Annotated in this window: 17 protein-coding genes; 1 reads left to right on the top strand and 16 read right to left on the bottom strand. The window is 54.5% G+C overall.

The window, feature by feature from the left end; genetic code table 11:
• Window positions 1-87: 87 nt before the first annotated feature.
• From HOLDEFILI_RS07265 to HOLDEFILI_RS07215, 11 genes are all read right to left on the bottom strand, one after another.
• The gene (locus HOLDEFILI_RS07265) at window positions 88-828 is read right to left on the bottom strand and encodes a tyrosine-protein phosphatase (RefSeq protein ID WP_006058908.1); all 741 of its coding nucleotides are present in this window, start codon (window positions 826-828) and stop codon (window positions 88-90) included.
• Between the two features lie 86 nt (window positions 829-914).
• Window positions 915-1,235, bottom strand: coding sequence for a hypothetical protein (locus HOLDEFILI_RS07260; RefSeq protein WP_006058907.1), 321 nt, complete (start codon window positions 1,233-1,235; stop codon window positions 915-917).
• Window positions 1,236-1,279: 44 nt separating this feature from the next.
• Window positions 1,280-2,221 (bottom strand): 3'-5' exoribonuclease YhaM family protein, encoded by a 942-nt coding sequence (locus tag HOLDEFILI_RS07255; RefSeq protein ID WP_039864277.1) that lies wholly within the window; start codon window positions 2,219-2,221, stop codon window positions 1,280-1,282.
• Window positions 2,214-4,199, bottom strand: coding sequence for a glycosyltransferase (locus HOLDEFILI_RS07250; RefSeq protein ID WP_006058905.1), 1,986 nt, complete (start codon window positions 4,197-4,199; stop codon window positions 2,214-2,216). The genes HOLDEFILI_RS07255 and HOLDEFILI_RS07250 overlap by 8 nt, the downstream gene beginning before the upstream one ends.
• Window positions 4,196-5,245 (bottom strand): lysylphosphatidylglycerol synthase transmembrane domain-containing protein, encoded by a 1,050-nt coding sequence (locus tag HOLDEFILI_RS07245; RefSeq protein WP_006058904.1) that lies wholly within the window; start codon window positions 5,243-5,245, stop codon window positions 4,196-4,198. Before HOLDEFILI_RS07245 ends, HOLDEFILI_RS07250 begins: the two co-directional genes overlap by 4 nt.
• 156 nt (window positions 5,246-5,401) lie before the next feature.
• A complete protein-coding gene (locus tag HOLDEFILI_RS07240; protein ID WP_039864273.1) occupies window positions 5,402-6,421 on the bottom strand; it encodes an LTA glycolipid anchor biosynthesis glycosyltransferase, IagA/BgsA family in 1,020 nt (339 codons plus the stop codon).
• Between the two features lie 254 nt (window positions 6,422-6,675).
• Window positions 6,676-10,182 (bottom strand): pyruvate:ferredoxin (flavodoxin) oxidoreductase, encoded by a 3,507-nt coding sequence (nifJ, locus tag HOLDEFILI_RS07235; protein ID WP_006058902.1) that lies wholly within the window; start codon window positions 10,180-10,182, stop codon window positions 6,676-6,678.
• Window positions 10,183-10,388: 206 nt separating this feature from the next.
• Window positions 10,389-11,792: an MATE family efflux transporter gene (locus HOLDEFILI_RS07230; RefSeq protein ID WP_006058900.1), complete on the bottom strand. Its 1,404-nt coding sequence runs from the start codon at window positions 11,790-11,792 to the stop codon at window positions 10,389-10,391.
• 198 nt (window positions 11,793-11,990) lie between these two features.
• A complete protein-coding gene (locus tag HOLDEFILI_RS07225) occupies window positions 11,991-13,019 on the bottom strand; it encodes a M42 family metallopeptidase (protein WP_039864499.1) in 1,029 nt (342 codons plus the stop codon).
• A 28-nt stretch (window positions 13,020-13,047) separates the two neighbouring features.
• Window positions 13,048-13,557, bottom strand: a complete 510-nt coding sequence (gene pyrR, locus HOLDEFILI_RS07220) for a bifunctional pyr operon transcriptional regulator/uracil phosphoribosyltransferase PyrR (RefSeq protein WP_006058898.1) — start codon at window positions 13,555-13,557, stop codon at window positions 13,048-13,050.
• Between the two features lie 18 nt (window positions 13,558-13,575).
• Window positions 13,576-14,793, bottom strand: a complete 1,218-nt coding sequence (locus HOLDEFILI_RS07215; RefSeq protein WP_006058897.1) for a class I SAM-dependent rRNA methyltransferase — start codon at window positions 14,791-14,793, stop codon at window positions 13,576-13,578.
• Between the two features lie 207 nt (window positions 14,794-15,000).
• Between HOLDEFILI_RS07215 and HOLDEFILI_RS07210 the strand changes: the two genes are divergently transcribed.
• The gene (locus tag HOLDEFILI_RS07210) at window positions 15,001-15,447 is read left to right on the top strand and encodes a sporulation initiation factor Spo0A C-terminal domain-containing protein (RefSeq protein WP_006058896.1); all 447 of its coding nucleotides are present in this window, start codon (window positions 15,001-15,003) and stop codon (window positions 15,445-15,447) included.
• 241 nt (window positions 15,448-15,688) lie between these two features.
• Here HOLDEFILI_RS07210 and murD read toward each other — a convergent pair whose 3' ends face one another.
• The 5 genes from murD to HOLDEFILI_RS18320 form a co-directional block, all read right to left on the bottom strand.
• Window positions 15,689-17,005, bottom strand: a complete 1,317-nt coding sequence (gene murD, locus HOLDEFILI_RS07205) for a UDP-N-acetylmuramoyl-L-alanine--D-glutamate ligase (protein WP_006058895.1) — start codon at window positions 17,003-17,005, stop codon at window positions 15,689-15,691.
• 1 nt (window position 17,006) lies between these two features.
• Entirely contained in the window at window positions 17,007-17,969 is a 963-nt protein-coding gene (gene mraY / locus HOLDEFILI_RS07200; RefSeq protein WP_006058894.1) for a phospho-N-acetylmuramoyl-pentapeptide-transferase, read from the bottom strand.
• A gap of 17 nt (window positions 17,970-17,986) precedes the next feature.
• Entirely contained in the window at window positions 17,987-19,426 is a 1,440-nt protein-coding gene (locus tag HOLDEFILI_RS07195) for a UDP-N-acetylmuramoyl-L-alanyl-D-glutamate--2,6-diaminopimelate ligase (RefSeq protein WP_050766939.1), read from the bottom strand.
• The gene (locus HOLDEFILI_RS07190) at window positions 19,377-21,293 is read right to left on the bottom strand and encodes a penicillin-binding transpeptidase domain-containing protein (protein ID WP_006058892.1); all 1,917 of its coding nucleotides are present in this window, start codon (window positions 21,291-21,293) and stop codon (window positions 19,377-19,379) included. Before HOLDEFILI_RS07190 ends, HOLDEFILI_RS07195 begins: the two co-directional genes overlap by 50 nt.
• A 78-nt stretch (window positions 21,294-21,371) precedes the next feature.
• Window positions 21,372-21,821: PASTA domain-containing protein (locus HOLDEFILI_RS18320; RefSeq protein WP_006058891.1), on the bottom strand; the 450-nt coding region annotated here is incomplete at its 5' end.

Below are 21,821 nucleotides of genomic sequence, written 5' to 3'. Positions count from 1 at the left end.
CCTGTTCCTTCCATTGAGATTCCAGCCTTGGTTGTTCTCCTTCCCCACCGGTTACATCGTCCTCTTCCTTTCCTGATGATTTTCACTTCAACAATGGATCAGCGCTTCTCCCGTAATCAGCCGCCGTCCGTTTTCATGACAGAGCCGCAGCGCGGTATCCCGGTCAGTCCGCCGTTCAATCTCGGCCTGAACATCGCTCAGCTTAATCACCCGCTTGCCCCAGCAATGATGCGCGTCAGTGCCCACGGCGTCGCAATAACCTTCCTCTACCATCCGCCAGGCCAGCGCGCATTGTTCCTTATCTTCGTTGAGGATCAGCGAAGTCCGGTTGACCTGAAAATCGCAGCCCATAGCCCGCCAGCGCTTCAGCATGGAGAAGTCCTCCTGCACGCTCTTATATCGTTCCGGATGCGCGATAATCACCTCATAACCCGCATCCAATACCTGCTTTAACAGCTCGGTTTCGCTGCTGCCCAGCTGCACCTTCTGATACCAGGGGAATTCGATCAACAGCCGCCGCGAACCATTCAGCGTCAACGCCCGGCCCTTGCGGATCCATTCCAGCGACGCGTCGGTCAAAAAGAACTCGCAGCCCAGCGCCGTTTCAATCGGCCAGTTTTCCTCGGCGATCAACGCCTGCAGCGCCGCAAAGGGCGCCGCCAGCGTTTGCGCGTCGTTTTCATATTTATAATAAGGAAGACTGTGCGGTGTACACAAGATCGCCTCAATCCCATCCTCTACCGCAATTTGGAGCATCTTCTTCGCTGTTTCCCGATCCTGCGACGCGTCGTCGACGCCCCACAATACATGACAATGAATATCAATCATTCCGTTTTTTCCTCCTCTTTCCGCAATCGCTATCCTTATTATAATAGAGCATGCGAAAAAGAAAAGAGAATCCCGTAAGATTCTCCTCAGTCTTCACAAAACAAAGCGGAATCGTCAAAATAAAGATCAAACGGAATTTCCAGTTTGTATTTATCTGCGAATTCCACAATAAACTCATTTGACGGTTTTTTATTCTTCTGATAGTCCTCAGCCAGGACTCGTTTGATTTCCTCCCGCCGCAGATACACGTCCGCTTCATTCACATAGACAATCCCATCCATGCCCGCATACGATACATAAATTTCATAAACCCCATCCGGTGACGAAAACAAGCTGACTTCGACGGTATCATCCAGCACCTCATCCAAGGCCAAACACTTACCTTTATCATGTCTCTGACTTTCCAAAAAAACAATCCGTGACCTCAATCCACTTCATCTAATTTTTCATTCTATTTCGATTTTGGCTTGTAAAACGCCCGGTTTTCCATCGGGAACAAACGCGAAGTGAAACTGCCCGGTTCCGTCTGCGCATAGGCCTTATCCAGCGTGTTCATGCGTGCGTCCAGATTGTCGATCAGATGCAGCACTTCCGCCTCCGCAACCATCGGCATGACCGGCGAACCAAATTCCAGCTGACCGTGGTGCGACAAGACCATGTGCCGCAGTAAAATCGCTTCCTCGCTCTTTTCGCAGCCCAGCTGAACGGCGACTTCCATAATCTTCGCCTGCATGATCGAGATATGCCCGATCAGCTTGCCTTCCAGCGTATATTCCGTCATGACCGGGCCGGACAGTTCCGTCAGCTTGCCCAGATCATGAACCAGCACGCCGCTGACCAACAGATCCCGGTCCAGCAGCGGATAGAGCTTGACGATCTCATTCGCCAGATCGACCATCCCGGTGACATGCACCGCCAGGCCGCCGACGAAGTTGTGATGGTTCTTCGCCGCCGCCGGATAATCAAAGAACGGCTTATCATATTCCTCGAACAACGCGCTGACAATCCCCTTATAGACCGGATTGGACAACGAGCTGATCGCGTCCTGAATTTTCTGCTGCAACAGCTCCTTGGGAATATCCGAAGCGATAACATAATCGCTTAATTCAATACTCTGCTGATCCATCGGCGTCAGCCGGTGTACGCGCAGCTGCAGTGAATTCCGGTACCGCAGCACCTCGCAGCTGACCTCGCCGACCCGCCCCGGAACGCAGGCGGCCGCCTGTTCTTCCTTCACATCCCAGATCTTGCCTTCGATCGTGCCGGATTTATCCTGCAGCGTCAAAGACAGATAAGGCGAACCATTGCTCGTCACGCCCTTGGTGACCTGCACAAGCAAAAGCGGCAGCGTCAGGCTTTCTCCTTCCTTAAACTCACTGATTTTCTTATTCATCATCCCACTCCATTTCACTTAAAATTAAATAAATATCCTCGACATCGAAGCCCTGGGCTGAACAATAGCGGAAAACGTAATTGCGCAGCTTGGTGCCGCTGTACTTCGACTGATACCGCTTCTTCGCTTTCGCCGCCGTCTTGCGCAGGCTCTCCAGCTCGGCCCGTTCTTCCTCGACAAAGCTCAGGTTGTCCATGACCTCGTTGATCACGTCGACCGCAAAGCCCTGAGCGATCAATTTGGATTTCATCATATTCTTCTTCATCCGCACTGATTTTTCCTTGATCGTCGGCTGCAGCTTCTGCGCCCACTTCAACGCATTGCGGAACTCCGACTGTTCATCCTCGTCGGCGAACACGGATTCAATCATCTCATACGGAATGCCCTTCTTCCGTAATGTCCGGCTGATCTTGTTTTTGCCCTGCATCAGAAGCTTCAGATTATAAACCTGATTTTTCGTATAGCGCAGGTCGTTGATCAGATCCCGTTCTTCCAGCTTCTCAACGATCTCGTTGATCTGCTTGATATCCAGCTGCGTGTTCTGCGTCAGCCAGTCATAGATTTCCTTGCGCGTGCGGTCTTTCGCCGCGATCCGCTTCAGACAGCTCTGATACGCCTTCACCGCCTCTTCCTCGCTGATCAGTTCATCCAGCTCATCGCTGCTGATCAGCACGTCCTTACGCAGCCCTTTGTTGAAATACGTTTCCAGCGAAACAAGAATCCGGATTTCGTCGTTGGGCGAACAGACCTTCAGCTCAACGCAATCGTCCTTCGGCCGGATCGATTCCAGCCGGTACATCTCGCGGTATTCCGACGCCGCGCTCTGATAGACTTCCAGCACCTTCTGATAGAAGATCCGGCTGTCGTAAACTTCAACCTGCGACTTCGCGGCAGCCTTCATCGCGGCGCGCTCCTCTGCACTCATCGCTAAAAAAAGCTGTACTTTCTCGGCAAACTGTTCAGGTTTCTTAAACAGGAACCCGGTCTGGCCTTCCAGCACCAGATCTTCCAGCACTTCATCCGGCCGGGCAAAAACCGGCAGTTCGCTGGCTAACGCTTCGATGTAAGTCATACCCTGGGTTTCAGTCAGGGAAGCGGAAACAAACGCGTCCGCGCAATGGTAGTAGGAAGGGATCTGATCCGCCGGCTTCTTCCCGGCAAAGGTGATCATTGAATCCAGCCCCAGTTCATGCACATGGCTCTGTAAGACTTCCTGCTCCGGTCCGCCGCCGATCACCGCAAAATGAACCGGAACCCCGGCTTCTTTTAAATAGGTAAACCCGTCGATCACAAAGTCGATGCTTTTTTCCTTCGCGATCCGGCCGACGAAAATAATCAGCGTTTCTTCCGGATTCGCCATCAGCTCTTCACGCCGCTGCCGGATCGTTTCCGCATCCGTGCGGTGGGCGTCAAAGCGCTGCAGATCCAGTCCGGTTGGAATCACGTGAATCCGCTTCTTAATCCCATAGCGCTGCAGCATTTCCTTGGTCTTCTGGGATGGAGCGATCAGTTCCGTGCTCGTCTCGCCATACAGCTTGCTTAAGCTGCTGACCGCCTTCTTTGCGACCTTATCAACCGTTTCCAGATTAAACACGTTGACGTAATGCGTATAATCCTCATAGGTTGTATGATACGTCGACACCAGCGGGATCTGCAGCATCTTCGCTACGATCCGGGCGAAGATCCCGACACCGAATTCCGTATGGGCATGGATCACATCCAGCTCCATCTCGCGGATATCCTTGAGCACCGCGAAATGAATCGGACTGGTCAGCACATAGCCGTACAAGCTCTTTAATTCCACGCCCGGCAGCCGCAGCACATTGCCTTCGCGCTGGACCTGAAGCAAGCCCGGATGGGTTGTGATCACGAACACGTCATGACCATTCTTTTCTAATTCCTGCTGCAGCGTCACGATAGAAGAAACGACACCGTTGACATCAGGCAGATAGGTATCTGTAAATAATCCAATTCTCATTTCTTTTCCTCCTGCATCGGTTCGACAACGATCGCCGGCCGGCTCTTAACCCAGATAAAGGTCAGACCGCCCAGGATCAGCATAAAGTAATAAGAGGCAAACCGCCATAAAATCATCGAGCTGGTCGCGCCCAGCTTTCCGAAGATCGTTGAAAACATCAAAACATACGTGGCTTCCGTACCGCCGCTGGCGCCCGGAATCGGAATGAACGCGTTGATCATCGACACGAACGCCGACAGCGCCATGCAGTCGATAATCAGATCAAGGCTGACATTCAAGCCCAGCGCCTGCGCACAGAAAAACGGGATCGCGTAATACAGGCCCAGCCGTACAAAGTTGGCCAGCGTCACTCTCACAATCAGCGGCCGGTGGCCTTTCAGCTTCGCGGTTTCACTGCCGAACCGGTCGAGCTGATCCTTTAATAAAGCCAGCGCTTTTTCCGGATTTTTCACCAGATGCAACTTGCAGCCCAGATTCAGACCGGTCGTGCTGATCCATGTGTAAACCTTTGGAAACCGGACTAGCGCCCACAGTCCGATGATCACTAGGCTGTTGACCAGAAAGCCAAGCAGGACAAGCAAAAAGAACTGCGAATAGTTGGTGTAGAAATGATGAAACCGCAGCAGGATCAAAATGAAAACCGACGCGATCATCGTCGACTGGTACACGATAAAATCCATCCACAGCACGCTTGCCGAATCACTTAACGGCACGCCCTGTTTCTTAAACACATACACCTGGGCAAACTGACCGCCCGAGGCGCTCGGGGTCACACCATGGAAAAAAGAAGCCACCAGGGCGTTGACAATCCCATAATTCAACTTGTAATGCGGATTGCTGATGCGCGTCAGCTGCGTCAGAATCCAGCCGATCACACACTGATAAAGAATCGCAATCGCAATGATCACGATCAGCCAGCCGGCATTCACCTGCTGCAGAATCCCCATGACTTCGTTAAAATTATCCTTCAAGGTAAACCACAGCACTCCGGCTGTGAAGCCTACGATGAGCAGAATATTAATCACATAGTTTCGCGCTTTTTTCATACTTCCTCAGCCTCGTCAACTTATTATACAATGAAAAACAAGGTTACACAAGGAATAAGGCTTCCTGCTCCGCGCTCTTAAGACCGCCTTCGGTCATTCTTTTTTCTTTCTTAAGAAATCCCCGGCAAATGAAAGAAAAAGAGAGCTCGGCTCTCCTTACATCGTTGCCGGCCGGTAGTTTTCCAGCACGGTTTCATAAATGGTTTTCAGCTGCTGACCCACGCTGGCGATACTGCGTTCCTGCGCTGTCTTTTTGCCCTCATCGCAGACCGACGGCAGCCGTTTCTCAACGACGCCTTCAATCAGCTCGACAAACTCGTCTACAGACTGGCCTTTATAACAGTTCACATGATCTTTCAGCCATGGATCGAACACCCCGATATCGCGGACGATGACTTGTTGGGAAGCGGCCAGCGCTTCCAGCACAACGATGCCTTCGGTTTCCTCGTAAGACGGAAAGAAAAAAGCATTCGCTCCGGCATACGCGCCCTCGATAATCGCGCCTTTGACATAGCCTGGGAAGATCACGTTAGCCGGATGATCCTCGACCAGCTCGCGGATATTCTTCGGCACGGAGATCAGCGGCGTATAGCCGAACCAGATAAACTTATACTGCGGCAAGCGCTTTGCCACCTCAATGAAATCCGGCAGTCCCTTGCGTTCAAAGTACAGGCCGACAGACAACACAACCTTATCGGTTTCATTCAGGCTGAAATATTTGTAATACGCTTTGACCTTTTCCGGATTGTAGCTGAAACGATCCAGGTCGATGCCGTTGGACACCGCATAAATCGGCAAGTCGATGCCATAACCTTCCAGCAAGCTCTTGGAATAGGGCGTCGGCGTAATGATTGCGTCGGCGCTGGAATAGAGCGAAACCAGGTGCTTCTTAAACAGCGGTGCAATCTGATTGGACAGCACAAACGAATTGCGGAAATCTTCTTCCGTTGAATGCGCGTGATAAATAACCGGTTTTCCTTCCCGGTGCGCTTTGGCAATCACCCCCGCGCTGGCCGGTCCGACCGTATTGATGTGCAAAATATCAAAATCATCGTTCGGATCCAGCGTGTACTCAATCCCCGCCATCGTCAGCGCCTGCTTCTGATGCTTCAGCGCCCGGCCGATCCCGGAAGTTGAGATCACCTTTTCTCCTTCAAAAAACAACAATACTTTCATGTACAATACCTCGAATCCACTATCAAGTATAATGAAAACCCTATCAATTATCAAGCCTTTCCGCGGTTTTCATCCTTAACCCTAGACATCCGGCCGACATTGTCTTATGCGTTTCCCGGCAAGCGGAACGTGTTTTATCCGGATTCAGTATTTTGAAATCAAGCGCCGATGAATTCACAGCTGAATTTCTTCAGCCGCTGGAACAAAAAAAGCGACCCTCAAAATGAGGGTCAGCTTTCTATGCAAGTTTCAGCTTATTCTTCCGACAGCTTGACTAAGCGTGTATAACGGCGCTGCGCATCCTTCTTTGTTCTTTCGAACATTTCGTATGCTTTTTCGCCCTTCAGCTTCGGCAGCTGGCTGTAACGAGTTTCGTTCAGCAGGAACGCCTGGAACAGATCCCAGTTCGGTTCCTTGGAATCGATCGTTAACGGATGTTCTTCGTTGCGCGGATCGAAACGGTACAGAACGGTATAGCCGCATTCAACAGCCTTAGCCTGAACTTTCTGATGGTTCGCCAGACCGCCCTTAATGCCGTGTTCAGCACATGGAGCGTAAGCGATGATCAGGGATGGTCCATCGTAGCTTTCAGCTTCTTTGAAGGCTTTCAGCGTCTGAGCCCGGTTCGCGCCCATCGAAACGGAAGCGACATAGACATGGCCGTAAGCCATCGCGATCTGACCGAGGTCTTTCTTCGCGGTGCTCTTGCCGCCGGCTGCGAACTTCGCGATCGCTGCCGACTGCGAAGACTTGGAAGCCTGTCCGCCGGTGTTGGAGTAAACTTCGGTATCCAGAACCAGGACGTTAACGTTCAGGTTGTTCGCCAGGACATGATCCAATCCGCCGTAGCCGATATCATAAGCCCAGCCGTCGCCGCCGACGATCCAGATCGACTTGCCGACCAGGTCGCGTTCGTAGTCCAGCAGTTCCTTGACCGCTTCGTTAGCGGAAGCCTTGACACCAGCAATGATTTCGTCTTTGATTTCACGCTGTGCATCACGGTTGTTGCCTGCCGCCAGATATTTCTCGAAAGCCGCCTTCAGTTCCGGTTCAACGGAATCCAGGTTGTTTTCCATCAGCGACAGGATACGGGATTCCTTGAAGTTCTGCGCTAAAGCCATGCCGTAGCCGTATTCAGCGTTGTCTTCAAACAAGGAGTTCGCCCAGGCGACGCCGTTGCCTTCCGCATCATTGGAGAACGGAGTCGATGGCGTCGAGGAGCAGTAAATCATCGAGCAGCCGGTCGCATTGGCGATCATCATATCCTTGCCGAACAGCTGAGAAGCCAGCTTATAGTAAGGTGTTTCGCCGCAGCCCGGGCAGGCTCCGGAAATTTCAAAGTAAGGCATTGCGAACTGTGAGCCCTTGACGGTGTCAACCGGGAAGTAGTTCGTCTTGTATTCGGTGTGCTTGAACAGGTAATCCGCCAGCGGTTCCTGACCCAGCTTTTCGTTGATGTCGACCATCTTCAGCGCCTTGTTGCCGCCCTTGCCCGGACATTCAACAACGCACAGACCGCAGCCGACGCAGTTGGCCGGAGAAACCTGGATCCGATATTTCAGGTTTTCAACGCCCTTGCCCATCGCCTGGATCGTCTTGAATTCCATCGGCGCATTCGCGATTTCTTCATCAGTCAGTAAGAACGGACGGATGGTCGCATGCGGGCAGACGAACGAGCAGAATCCGCACTGGATACAGTTGTTCGGATCCCAGGTCGGAACCTGAACCGCGATCGTGCGCTTTTCCTTGAAGGAAACGCTGTTGTGGATCGTGCCGTCGAGGATATCGTACTTCATGAAGTTGGATACCGGCAGATCGTAGCCTTCCAGAGAGTTGATCGCCATGACATGGTTGTCAAAGTATTCGTCACCGGTCAGCTTGCGTCCGGAATCATAGCTCAGTTCAGCCCATTCCGGCTTCACTTCAATTTCAACCAGACCGTTTTTGCCCTGGTCGATTGCCTTGTAGTTCAGCTGGACGATTTCGTCGCCCTTCTTGGAGTAGGACTTCTTCGCCATGTACTTCATCAGCTCAACCGCTTTTTCATACGGCATGATCTGTTCGTTCAGCGCGAAGAATGCCGACTGCAGGATCGTGTTGGTCCGGCGGCCCATGCCGATTTCCTGAGCGATCTTGGTCGCGTCGATGATGTAGAACTTCGCGTTCTTCTTCGCCAGCTGCGCCAGCATGCGGTTCGGCAGGTGATCCTGCAGTTCCTCTGCGGAGAACGTCGTGTTCAGTAAGAAGGTTCCGCCGTTCTTCAGGCAGCTGACCATATCATACTTGAAGCAGTAAGCGTCTAAGCTGCAGGAAACGAAATCAGCGTTTTCAATATAATAGGTGGAACGGATCGGGGAATGACCGAAACGCAGGTGGGAGCGGGTAACGCCGCCGGCCTTCTTCGAGTCATACTGGAAATAAGCCTGCGCATACTGATCAGTGTTGTCGCCGATGATCTTGATCGAGGACTTGTTCGCCGAAACGGTACCGTCAGAACCTAATCCGAAGAACAGGCAGGACGTGTAGTCCGCGCCGACATGGAATTCCGGATCGACTTCCAGGCTCAGGTGTGTCACGTCATCGTTGATGCCGATGGTGAATTCAGCCTTCGGAGCGTCCTTCGCCAGTTCGTCATAAACAGCCTTGATCTGGTTCGGCTGCGTATCGCGGGAGCTTAAGCCGTAGCGGCCGCCGATGATCGTCAGATCCATGCCCTTTAACGCGTCTAAAACGTCGAGGTACAGCGGTTCGCGGGCGCCCATTTCCTTCGTGCGGTCCAGAACTGCGATCTTCTTGACCGAAGCCGGCAGCACCGCTGTCAGATACTTCACGGAGAACGGACGATACAGATGAACTTTGATCAGACCGACTTTTTCGCCGCGCTTGGTCAGCTCGTCGATCGTTTCTTTAATCGTTTCGGTCACGGAGCCCATCGCGATGATGATGCGTTCCGCATCCGGTGCGCCGTAATAAGTGAACGGTGCGTATTCGCGGCCGGTATGCTCGCTGATCTTCTTCATGTAGTCGGCAACGATATCCGGGATCGCTTCATAATGCAGGTTCTGCGCTTCGCGGCCCTGGAAATAAATGTCGTCGTTTTCCGCACCGCCGCGGGTTACCGCGTTGGTATGCGGGTTCAGCGCCTTCGCACGGAACGCTTCAACCGCGTCCATGTCGATCAGGCTCTTTAAGAACTCATAATCCATGACTTCGACTTTCTGAATTTCGTGAGAAGTTCTGAAGCCATCAAAGAAATGAAGGAACGGTACGGAACCCTTGATCGCCGCTAAATGCGCGACGCCGGCCAGATCCATTGCTTCCTGAACGGAATGGGACGCCAGCATGCAGGCGCCGGTCTGACGGCATGCATAAATGTCGCTGTGATCGCCGAAAATGCTCAGCGCACGGGTTGCCAAAGAACGCGCTGCGACGTGGATAACGCCTGGCAGCAGTTCGCCGGCCATCTTATAGATATTTGGAATCATCAACAGTAAGCCCTGGCTTGCCGTAAATGTGGACGCCAGCGCACCGCCCTGCAGAGCGCCGTGAACCGCGCCCGCGGCACCGCCTTCAGCCTGCAGTTCCGCAACTTTGACAATCGTGTCAAAAATGTTTTTACGGCCCTGAGTAGCCCATGCGTCAACGACTTCAGCCATCGGTGAGGATGGGGTGATAGGATAGATTGCAGCTACTTCAGTGAACGCATACGCGCAATGAGCGGCAGCTGTATTGCCATCCATGGACATAAAAGTTTTTGTCATGGTTAAACCTCCTGTACTCTCTAACCGTTACCATTATAAAACAAAAGGTTTGATTTTTAAACCTCGATTTTCAACTTCTTCCTGCTTCTTTCGGATTTTTACCGGTTTTTTCCAAGCGCTTTCCCACTTGTGATTTAAACTTTACAATTTCCCTGAAAACCAGCCGTCAAAAAAGGATGGAATCCGTGAATTCCACCCGCTAATCTCTACACTTGAATCCGCGTCCACTTCGCCTCGCGGAAGCGCCAGTAGCTGACGATATACCGCGTAAACTGATCCAGGAACACCGACAGCCAGGCTCCCGCTAGCCCCAGGTTCAGCGGATAGCACAGCACCCAGGTCAGAACCGGCCGCACGATGGTCACGCTGACAAACATCAGAAGCGCGACAAACTTGACGTCGCCCGCGCCGCGCAGCGAACCGACGATGATGACCTGCACGATCTGAAACAGCACGGTGACCGAAAGAATGATCAACGGCGTTTCCCCGGCCAGGATAACCGCCGCCTCGTTGGTGAACAGCGCCATCAGCTGGGCGCGGAACAGCGTGATCGAACCGGAAACGAGAATTGCCAGGATCAAGCCGATCCGCTGGGCGACCTTGCCGTAAATGATCGCCATGTCCGTGCGGTTGGCGCCTAAGCTCTGCCCGACAAGCGACGTATTGGCAATCGACAGCCCGTCGCCGACGGAGAATGATATCGACATGATGTTCATGACGATCTGATGCGCGGCGAATGCGACCGTGCCCAATCCCGCCACCGCCTTGGCGTACATCAGAAAGCCGATGCGCAAAAAGATCTGTTCAACAAACGCCGACCAGCTGATGTTGTAAAGATCGCGGATCGCCGCGAGATCCGGTTTCCACGACTGCCGCTGATGCAGCTTTAAGAAGCCCTCGGTATGCGTGACGGAATACACCGCGATCAGAAACGAAACGATGTTGCCGATCGCCGTCGCGATCGCCGCACCGGCCACCTCCAGGCGGGGGAAGAAAAACAGGCCGTTGATCAAAAGCGCGTTGAACACAAGGTTGACAAGATTCGCGGCAATGTTGGTGACCATCGAAATCCGCGTGTTGCCGACGCCGCGCTGAGCGGCGGTAATCGTCAGACCGATGCAGTAGAAGAAATTGCCAAACATGATAATCCGGAAATAAGTCACCGCCAGGCCCAGATAATCCGGCGTCGCCCCGGCAAACGCCAGGATCTGCGGAGCGAACAGCGCGCCGCAGAAGGAAAGCAGAAAAGAAAACCCGACGCTCAGCAGCAGCGCCTGGCGCAGATACGTATTCGCTTCCTCCTGCCGGCCTGCGCCTTTGCGGCGGGAAACGAGCACGGTAACCCCGGTGTTGAGCGCCAGGATCGTCGCCAGCACGAGAAATTTCGGCTGGTTGGTAATGCCGACCGCCGCAATCGACGCCGAACCCAGGTTGCCGACCATCATCAGGTCGACCGCTCCGATCAGCGCGATCAGCACACTCTCGACGGCGCTGGGCCAGGCGATTTGATAAGTTCGCTTATAAATTGCTTTGTTGCTTGGTATTTCGCCGCGGATCTGAGCTGGTTTGATCATCCCCTGCCAGCGGAAAAAGTTCAAGATTGCGTCCACTTATGACTCCCCCTCAATTCTATACCGAATAGTTTACCATACTTCTTTCGAAAATGCGCCTTTAGTTCTGCCCTTGAATAAGGGAAACGAACTGACCTGTTTTCCCCCAGCCCGCAAAAAAAGAAACCCGCAGCGCTAAGTTTGGCATCGTCCAAAGCAAGCAGTGAGTTTCTTCGTTAAAATTCAGTTTTATACCGCTTATTTTTCGATCAGGTAGGCCGTCAGCAGCGTGTAAGCCGCGCTGACGCCCTGCATGTGCGTCCGTTCCATGCCGTGGCTGGCATGCACGCCCGGGCCGATCAAAGCCCCGCGGATATCGTTGCCGCCCTTGAGCGCCGCGCCGCAGTCGCTGCCGTAAAACGGATAGATATCGACGGCATACGGCAGCTGGTGAGCCTGGGCCAGTTCGATCAGCCGGCTGGTCATCTGATAATCGTACGGCCCGCCGGAATCCTTGGCGCAGATCGATACGTCGGTCTCAGTACAGCTCAGATCCGTACCGATGCAGCCCATATCCACCGCCAGCAGTTCCGTGACATCGCCCGGAATCCACGAAGCGCCGTGGCCGACTTCCTCATAGGTGGAGAACAGGAAATAGGTTTTCTGCGGCAGCGTCACATTTTCATCCTTGAGCGCTTTCAGCAGCGTCAGAAAGATCGCGGCGGAAATCTTGTCGTCCAGAAACCGAGATTTGATGAAACCGCTCGGGGTGATCGTCGTCTTCGGGTCGATCGCGATGATATCCCCGGCCTGGATTCCCAATTGGCGCACATCCTCTTCATTGCGGACCAGCTCGTCGATCCGCACTTCCATCGTTTCCTCCGAGCGTTCCTGACTGGAAGCTTCCTTATAGACATGCACCGCCGGGGCCGTCGACAGAATCGTGCCGGTATAGACTTTTCCCTGGCGTGTGATGATGCGGCAGTATTCGCCGTCCAGCGTCGGCAGGCATGGTCCGCCCAGCCGCGTAAACGCCAGCTTGCCGTCCTTTTTAATCGCGCGGACCATCAGCCCCAGCGTATCGGTATGCGCACTCACCGCAACAACCGGCTGATCGGCCGGGCCTTCGATCTCCACAATCAGATTGCCCTTGGCATTGCGATAACAGGTATAGCCTAACGCCTGAACCTGTTCCTCGATCCAGGCGATCGCATGCTGGGTAAAGCCGGTCGGGCTGTCGATTCCCAGCAGCTGCTGAGCGTAATCCGCCAGGATTTGTTCGTTCATCTTCTTCATTGCGCTTCCTCTTTTCCTTCTAACTGATATAGACTCCGTCCTGGCCATCCGTTTCGCTGACCAGCACTTTCACATCCTCATTGAGCGAAGTCGGCACGTTCTTGCCGACATAATCGGCGCGGATCGGCAGCTCGCGGTGTCCACGGTCAACCAACACCGCCAGATGAATCGCCCGCGGCCGGCCGAAATGCATGATGCCGTCCATCGCCGCACGCACTGTCCGGCCTTTATACAAGACATCGTCGACCAGAATCACGATTCTGTCCTGCACCGGCACGCCCAATACCGGCGGCTGAACCTCGCCGCGTTCAATGTCGTCGCGCCACGAAGAGATATCGAGGCTGTCACAGGGAATATCGCATTCCTCAAACTGATCGATCATCTGTTTCAAACGCTCCGCCAAAAATTCGCCGCGGGTCTTGATGCCGACCAGCACCAGTCCTTCCACACCCTTGTTTTTTTCTACAATTTCATGCGCCATGCGCACTAACGAACGCTTCATGGAGCTGGCGTCCATAATTTCCTTCATGTTTGTCTTCTCCTTTCGTCACACAATCTGGAATAAATAAAATTTAAGATACCGGGTTTCCGGTACGGTCATTAAAATGGGATGATCGGGCGCCTGATGCCGGACCTCGATCTGCCGCAGCTCAACCTTCGCATTCCGCGCGGCTTCCTGCAGCATTGCCTCAAACATCGCGTCCTCCATAAAATGCGAACACGACGCCGTTGCGAACAGCCCGCCCCGCGGCAAAAGCTTCATCGCCAGCGTGTTGATCTGGCAATAGCCCTGATAGGCGTTGCGGATCGTTTTGCGGGATTTGGTAAACGCCGGCGGATCGAGAATGATGTAATCGACGCCCTGCGCCTTCCACTTCGGATCCGCTAACAGATCGAAAACGTCGGCCTGCACAAACTCCATCACCGCTTCCAAACCGTTGAGCTGCGCGTTGTGTCTGGCACTGGCTAAGGCACTGGCGGAAATATCGGCGGCGATTACCCGCGCTGCCCCGGCCTTCGCCGCATTCAGCGCGAACGATCCGGTATGCGTGCAGCAGTCCAGCACCGTCCTTCCCTTCGCCAGCCGGGCAGCTGCCTGACGGTTGTATTTCTGATCGAGGAAGAACCCCGTCTTCTGCCCCTCGCCAAAATCAACCTCGTAGCGGATTCCGTTTTCCACGATCTGCGTCGTCGTGCTCTCAGGATGCGGGAAGCCGGCGGCCCAGCCCGTGCTTTCCGTCAGGCCTTCCTTTTTGCGCAGTGCGATGTCGTTGCGCTCGTAAATTCCCGCGACCGTTTGACCGCGTTTTTCCATTTCTTCCCACAACAGGGCAAACAGCTGATCCTTGATCCGTTCGATCCCCAGCGACATGATCTGGCTGACCAGCACCGGACCGAAACGATCGACCGTCCAGCCCGGGAAGTGATCAGCTTCCCCGAAAATCAGCCGGCAGCAGCCGAAATCCTCGCCCATGACAATCCGGCGGTAATCCAGGCTGTACCCGATCCGGCGGCGCCAGAACGCTTCGTCGAACCCATCGTTGGCGTTCTGCGAAACAATCCGCACGCGGATCAGCGACTGGGCATTGTAGAACCCTGTCCCCAGATAGGTTCCCTTCTCATTGACGACGTCGCACAGCTGCCCGTCCGCCGTTTCTTTGACTTCGATGACTTCGCCGCCGTAAACCCACGGATGGCCTTCCTGCAGGCTGCGCTGCGCTTTTTTCGTCACGGTCACCGTCGGAAACTGACGTTGTTGTTTCATGTTTCATCCCTCATTTTCACAGTCTTATCTTATCTGAAAGTCTGTGAAATTACAAATATTCTTTTCCCAAATTTCCGGTTAAACCTTTGACAAGCCTACAAAAAGAGTGTAATCTGAAATGGCACCGTTTTTTATCATTTCTGCAAGCCAGACCTCTGTTTTTATTCTGATTCCAAACAAGTCAGGAGAAAAGAGGGTGCCAGGGATATGAGTTATGACTTTTTCAGCATGAATACGATTTGTGAAAACGCTGTGCTTCATCACAGACTTTTTTATTGCGTCAGCGAGTTATTCCGGGTGCCCGGAAATCACAAACGGCCGCAGTTAAGCCGGCCGGCTCAGCTGCTTCACGAATTAGGCATGCCCAGCAGTCTTTCCGGTTACCGGTTCTTGGAATTCGCGATGAACATGCTCGCGAAACAGCCGCACCTGCTCAAGAATCTGGACCGCGGATTATATCCAATGATTGCCGAGAAATTTGACAGCACCAATGGCCGTGTAGAAAAGAACATCCGCTGCGCGATTGAGCGGGCCTGGCTGCGTGGAAATCCGACGTTGATCCGCGAGATTTTCGGTTATTCCGTCAATCCGGATCAAGGCCGGCCTTCCAACGCCGAGTTCCTCTGCGCCGTCTGCGACTATTTGAACCGTTGATTCGGTTCAGGCGTGATCGGTTATGAGCAGCAAAAAAATCCGCCGTTAAAGCAATGCATCGCAAAACCAGGACTGCGGCCCTGAGCTATTCGCGATCAAGCGCTGGACGGCGGATCTTTTTTATTTTACAGGAAATTCTAAAGTCTGAACTTGAAATCGGTTTATTCGTCATTCGTTTCCGGACGAGCGGGTTGCCGCCGACCGGCTTCGGTATTCCAAGCGGATCGCTGAGGATCTCAGTTTACTCGCCGGCTTGCCGGGCCAGCGCCAGCACCTGTTCCTTGAACTGACGGCCGCGCTGTTCATAATCGGTAAACTGATCCCAGCTGGCGCAGACTGGCGACAACAGCACGATATCGCCGGCCTTCGCCAGCTGATAGGCCTGCTCGACGGCCTCCGACAGCGTTTCCACCACGATCGCATCCGGCCGCAGCGCCTTGAGCTGACCGCGGGTTTCGCCATACACGATCATCGTCGCGACCCGGTCCAGAACCGGCTTCAGACCGTCGAAGCCGGTCTTTTTATCATAGCCCCCGGCAAGCAGAATCACCGGTTTCTCAAAGGCCTTCAGAGCGACCGTCGTCGCGTCAACATTGGTCCCCTTGGAATCGTTGTAATACCGCGCCCCGCGGATTTCCGCCACGAATTCGATCCGATGCTCGACGCCCTTGAACGCGCGGATGCCTTCGCGGATCTGATCCGCGTCCACGCCCAGCTTGACCGCCATCGCTGCGGCCACCATTGCGTTCTGCAGGTTATGCCGGCCCGGCAGATGCAGATCGCTCAGCGCAAACAGCGGCTGGTCAAACAGCCAGACCTGATCCTGCTTTACACAGACGTCGGCCGGCTGATCCAGCGAGAACGTCACCCTGCGGCACGGCAGCTCCGCGCAGCGTTTGACGATTTCCGGATCGTCGAGATTGACTAAAAACCAGTCGTCGCCGGTCTGATTTTTCCAAACGAGCATCTTGGCGTCATAATAGGCGTCCAGCGAACCGAAATAATCCAGGTGATCCGGCGTCAGATTCATGCAGACGGACACCGCCGGATGGAACTTTTCCATCGCGACCAGCTGAAAGGCCGCGACCTCCAGCGCCACGTCGGTCTTCTGATCACCTTGTTCCCGCACGATTTCCGATAACGGCACGCCGATATTGCCCGCTGTCCGGGCATTGGGACGCTTGCATTTCAGCAGCTCGCCTAACAGCGTCGTCGTCGTGGTTTTGCCATTGGTGCCGGTCACGGCGCCATAGGTAAACTGATCGGTAAACCACGAAGCCACCTCGATTTCATTGACAATCCGTGCCTTTTTCTCTACGAAATACTGCACGAACGGCGCATGATAAGGAATCCCCGGATTCTTGACGATCAGATCCCAGTTTTCCATTTTCAAAAATTCCGGATGTCCGTGATCCAGGACCTGAACTCCGGCTTCTTCCAGTTCGCGTTTCGCATCGATCTGCTTCATATCGGTGATCGTGACCGCATGATGATGACTTGCCAGCAAATACGCCGCCTGCGTCCCGCTGCGGGCCGCGCCGATGATTAAAACCTTCATTTTACAACACTCCAATCAGAAAGCCGGCCACTGTGCAGACCAGCTGTAAAATCCAGAACATCAGAACGACCTGTGTCTCGCGCATACCGCCTAAAACGAAGCTGTAATGAATCGGCGTGTAGCGGAACACGCGTTTGCCGCGCAGCTTCACCGATGAAATCTGGATGATGACGCACAGCGTTTCCCAGACGAACACCCCGCCGATCACCACAACGGCGATCTCCTGCTTCAAAATCATCCCGACGGCAGCCAGCGCCCCGCCCAAAGCCAGCGAGCCGGTATCGCCCATGAAGATCTTCGCCGGATGCGAATTGTATTTCAAAAAGCCCAGCAGCGACCCCATCACCGCCATGATAAACGTCGCGATCGCCAGCTTGTCCTGCTGCAGAGCGAACATCACAAACGGCGCGAAGGCCAAAAAGCTGCATCCCGCGGCCAGACCATCCATGCCATCCGTCAGATTAACGGCGTTGGACGCGCCGGTGAACATGAAGAACACCAAAAGCATATACAGCCCGCCTAACGGAATCACCCATTCAAGAAACGGCAGGATCACATCCGTCGACGCATTTTGACGGTACATGAAGAAAAACAACACTGCCAAGACCAGCTGCAAAAAGAATTTGTACTGCGGCTTAAGGCCTTCGTTGTTCTGCCGGATCACGATGATATAATCGTCCAGAAAGCCGATCAGGCCGTAGCCGACATACGCCAGCATCACGATCATCGCCTGCAGGTCGCGGATCGCCCCCGGCTGCAGGAGCAGCGTGACGGCTAACGGCGTCAGCACGAACACGATGCCGCCCATCGTCGGCGTCTTCTGTTTTTGTTTGTATTCTTCTAACGAATATTCGCTGACGGTCTGGTTGTAGTTGATTTTATGTAGATAGGAGATCAGCAGCGGCATCGTCGCAAGCACGACGATCAGGCTGATTCCAAAAGCGCCGACCAGTGTTAAAAACATGTTTCTGTCCTCCCCGCTTACCCGAAATACCGCTCGATCAACAGGCGGTCGTTAGGGCAAGTCTTTGCCGTGTCCTGGATCAGGGAGGTTTCCCCGCCTTTTCCAGCGACTACTATTATATCATCAGTTTGCGCGCCGTCGAGTACAAATTTTATCGCTTCCGCCCGGTCGCGGATGATTTTCTGAGAGCCGTCGCACCCTGCCGCAATCTGCGCCAAAATTCGATCCGGATCCTCGGTGCGCGGATTGTCGTCGCACAAGACGACCTGATCAGCGTAGGCGCAGGCAATCCGGCCCATCAGCGGGCGTTTATCCGCCTCCCGGTCCCCGCCGCAGCCAAACACCACGCTTAAGCGGGTATGTCGCTGATCCGCCACCTTCCGCCAGTGCTTCAGCATCGCTTCCAGCGCGCTGGCGGTGTGCGCATAATCCACAACAGCCAGCACCGGCTGCCGGCATACGATTTCCATCCGGCCTTCCGGCAACGCTGCGTGATGTGCGAATTCCAGCATCGCTGCCCAGGGGATATCCAGCGCGAACCCGCAGGCCAGCGCCGCCGTCAGGTTGCGCATGTTGAACGCCCCGGCCAGCGGCGCTTCCACACGGTGGCCGTTGAGATCAAACGTGATCGAATCCAGCGTTTCCGCGACCGGATGAATCCGGAAATTGACGCTGTCCCGGCCATAGGTAAACACCGGCCGGTGCAGCTGACTCAGCCAGCGCTGCGTCACCGGGTCGTCCTGATTCAAAATCGCCGTCCCTTTCTCTTTCAGCTTCTCAAACAACATGAATTTCGCCCGCTGATACGCTTTTAATGTCTTGTGATAATCCAGGTGATCCTGTTTCAGATTCGTCAGCACCGCCAGATCGAACAACAGCCCGTCGACCCGGTGCATCGCCAGCGCCTGGGAGCTGACCTCCATGATCACAGTATCGATCCCCCGCCTCACCGCTTCGTCCAGCAAGCGCGTTAACGTCAGCGGATCGGGCGTTGTATTCGGACTGAAGCGAACTTCATCGCCGATCACAATCCGCCCGGTGCCGATCAGACAACAGCGCCGTCCGGCACCGCTTAACATGTCGTAAAGCAGCTGGGTAACCGTGCTTTTGCCATTGGTGCCGGTCACGCCGATCATCGTCAGCTTCAGCGCCGGATAATCGTAATATGCCTGCAGCAGCAGCGGATAGACCGCGCGCGGATCGGGATGCACGATCGTCCGTTCCCCCGGCTGATCGCTGAGCACATACCCGCCGCGCGAGCGCACCGCGTCAGCCCATTGCCGCCCATCCGCGCGGTCGCCCCGCAGCGCGACAAACAACCCGTCCCGGCCGATTTCCTGCGCCCGATCGCTGAGTGCGGTCAGCTCCGTCGTGTTTTCCGTTTCAATGCCAATCACCCGCAGCAGCTCATTCAGCCGACGCCGCCGGGCAGTAGAGCCAGACTGTGCCTTGTTCATCAATTTTCACCCCCGGACTCGGCAGCTGGTCAACGACGACATCGCCCTCGCCGATCTTGACCAGCTTCAGATTTTCGTTTTTCACCTTTTTGTATTCCTTGCCGATATAATCGCCGACCTCGATGGTCACCGGATCGGTCCACAGCTTGATCTTCGCCATCTGATCGTCGGTTCGCTTGACCTCATAGAGCGTCAGCACATCTTCCAGCACGTTGCGCACGATTGGGGAAACGACGGTGCCGCCGTACTGAATGTTGGACTTCGGCGCATCCAGCGCGATATACACGACGATCTGCGGATCGTCGATCGGAGCCGCGGCGATCGTCGACAGAATGTACTCGCCGCTCAGATACGCACCGTCCTTCGCCTTCTGGGCGGTTCCGGTCTTGCCGCCGATCTTGTAGCCGTCGATATACGCCCCCTTCGCCCCGCCTAACGCCACGACGCTTTCCAGCGCGTAGCGCATCTTGAAGCTGGTGTCCTCGCTGATGACCTGGCGCACGGCGTTGGGCTTGACCTCTACGATCGGATCCTTGGTTGTCGGATGCAGGATCGCCTTGGTGATATATGGCTGGTACAGCGTCCCGCCATTGACGATCGCGCAGAAAGCCGTGACCAGCTGAATCGCCGTGACGGAAATGCCCTGGCCGAAACCCGTCGTCGACTGTTCCAGCAGCCCCCAGTCGTCGGTATTGAACAGGATGCCCTTGGCCTCGCCCGGCAGATCGACGCCGGTTTTCTGACCGAAGCCGAAGGCATCAAGATATTTACTCAGATTATCGCCGCCCAGCATCTGGGCGATGTGCACAAAGCAGGGATTGGACGAATTCTGCAGGCATTGCATATAGGTCTGCTGACCATGACCGCCGGCTTTCCACGACTTTAAGCGCGCGCCTTCGACGATTTCATAACCGCGGTCGTAATAGCCGTCGTGTTCCATATCGAACAGTCCTTCCTCCAGCCCCGCGGAAAACGTCACCGTCTTAAACGTTGAACCCGGCTCGTAGCTCATCCAGACCGGCAGGTTGCGGTTGTAGACGGATTCGTCGTAATCCTGGTAATGATTGGGATCAAAGTCCGGCTTCGACACCATCGCCAGAATCTCGCCGGTGTTGGGATTCATCGCCAGTCCCCAGGCAGAATCCGGGTTGTAACGTTCCATCGCATTGTTCAGCTCACGCTCCAGAATACTTTGAATCCGCGTGTCGATTGTCAGCATGACATCCATTCCCTGGCCCGGCGCTTCATAGCGCTCGGAATAGATTTTCACCGGATGACCCTTCGCGTCGAATGGAATTTTCATACTTCCCTTATTCGCCTTTAGAATTTCCTCATATTGCAGCTCCAGTCCGGCCAGCCCCTGATTGTCCACGCCGGTAAAGCCGAGCACCTGCGCCAGGTAGGCGCCGTTGGGATAATAGCGCAGCGAGTCCTGCACCAGATACACGCCGGTCAGATCCAGATGGTCGATCGCCTTGGCCTGTTCGTTGGAAATCAGCCGGCCATAAGGGACGATCCGCTGGGTCGAAACCTTGCGGGTGATCTGCTTATAGATGTTCTCTTTTTCTGTTTCCAGAATATCCGCCAGCTGCTGGGCGGTGCTGTCGGGATCGGTGATCTGGGCCGGAACAACCATGACCGAGGTCGAAGGAATATCCGTCGCCAGCACTTCGCCGTTGATGTCCAGAACATTCCCGCGCAGCCCGGACACCGGAAAATCCCGCTCCCATAAATCCTGCGCTTTGGAAAACAGCGTTTCCCGATCCAGAATCTGAACGTAAGCCAGCTTGCCGATGATCAAGGCAAAAATGACCGTGCCGCCGATCACGATTTTATCGATGCGTTTTTTTATCCGCGTACTCAGCATCCGATCACCTCTGTTTCATCCTATGAAAAAAGACCCGCGCTCATGCGGATCTTTCTTTGTTTGTAAAGGATGAAACGTCTATTCCTGCAGCACGACCTCGATTGCCGTCTGCTTGTTGACCAGCGTCCCCGGCGGAATATTCTGGGAAACGACCTTGCCGTAGCCTTCGATCTTGACCGGCAGACCGCTGGCCTTCCAGAAGCCGCTGACCTCCTTGCGCGTCCAGCCGTTCATGTCGGGCATCGTGATCTGATAGGTATCCGTCAGCAGGAAAATCTTCTGGCGCGTCACCACCATCTCGCCAGCCTGCGGGAACTGATCGATGATCTCCTCGCCGCCGCCCAAGACGATCACATCGCATTCGCTGTCGGCCAGCTTGTTCTGCGCATAGGTTAACGTGTGATTGATCAGCGACGGCATCGTGGATTCATGAATCGGTACGATTTCCGCCGACGGCGCGCTCGGCTCGCTGACGTCCTGCTGCCCGGCAAAATTGTAGGTCATCGCGACCTTGCGCAGCACCGATTT

It is taken from the genome of Holdemania filiformis DSM 12042, assembly GCF_000157995.1.
Classification (GTDB): Bacteria; Bacillota_I; Bacilli_A; order Erysipelotrichales; family Erysipelotrichaceae; genus Holdemania; species Holdemania filiformis.
This window is presented reverse-complemented; position numbering and strand designations above follow the sequence as displayed.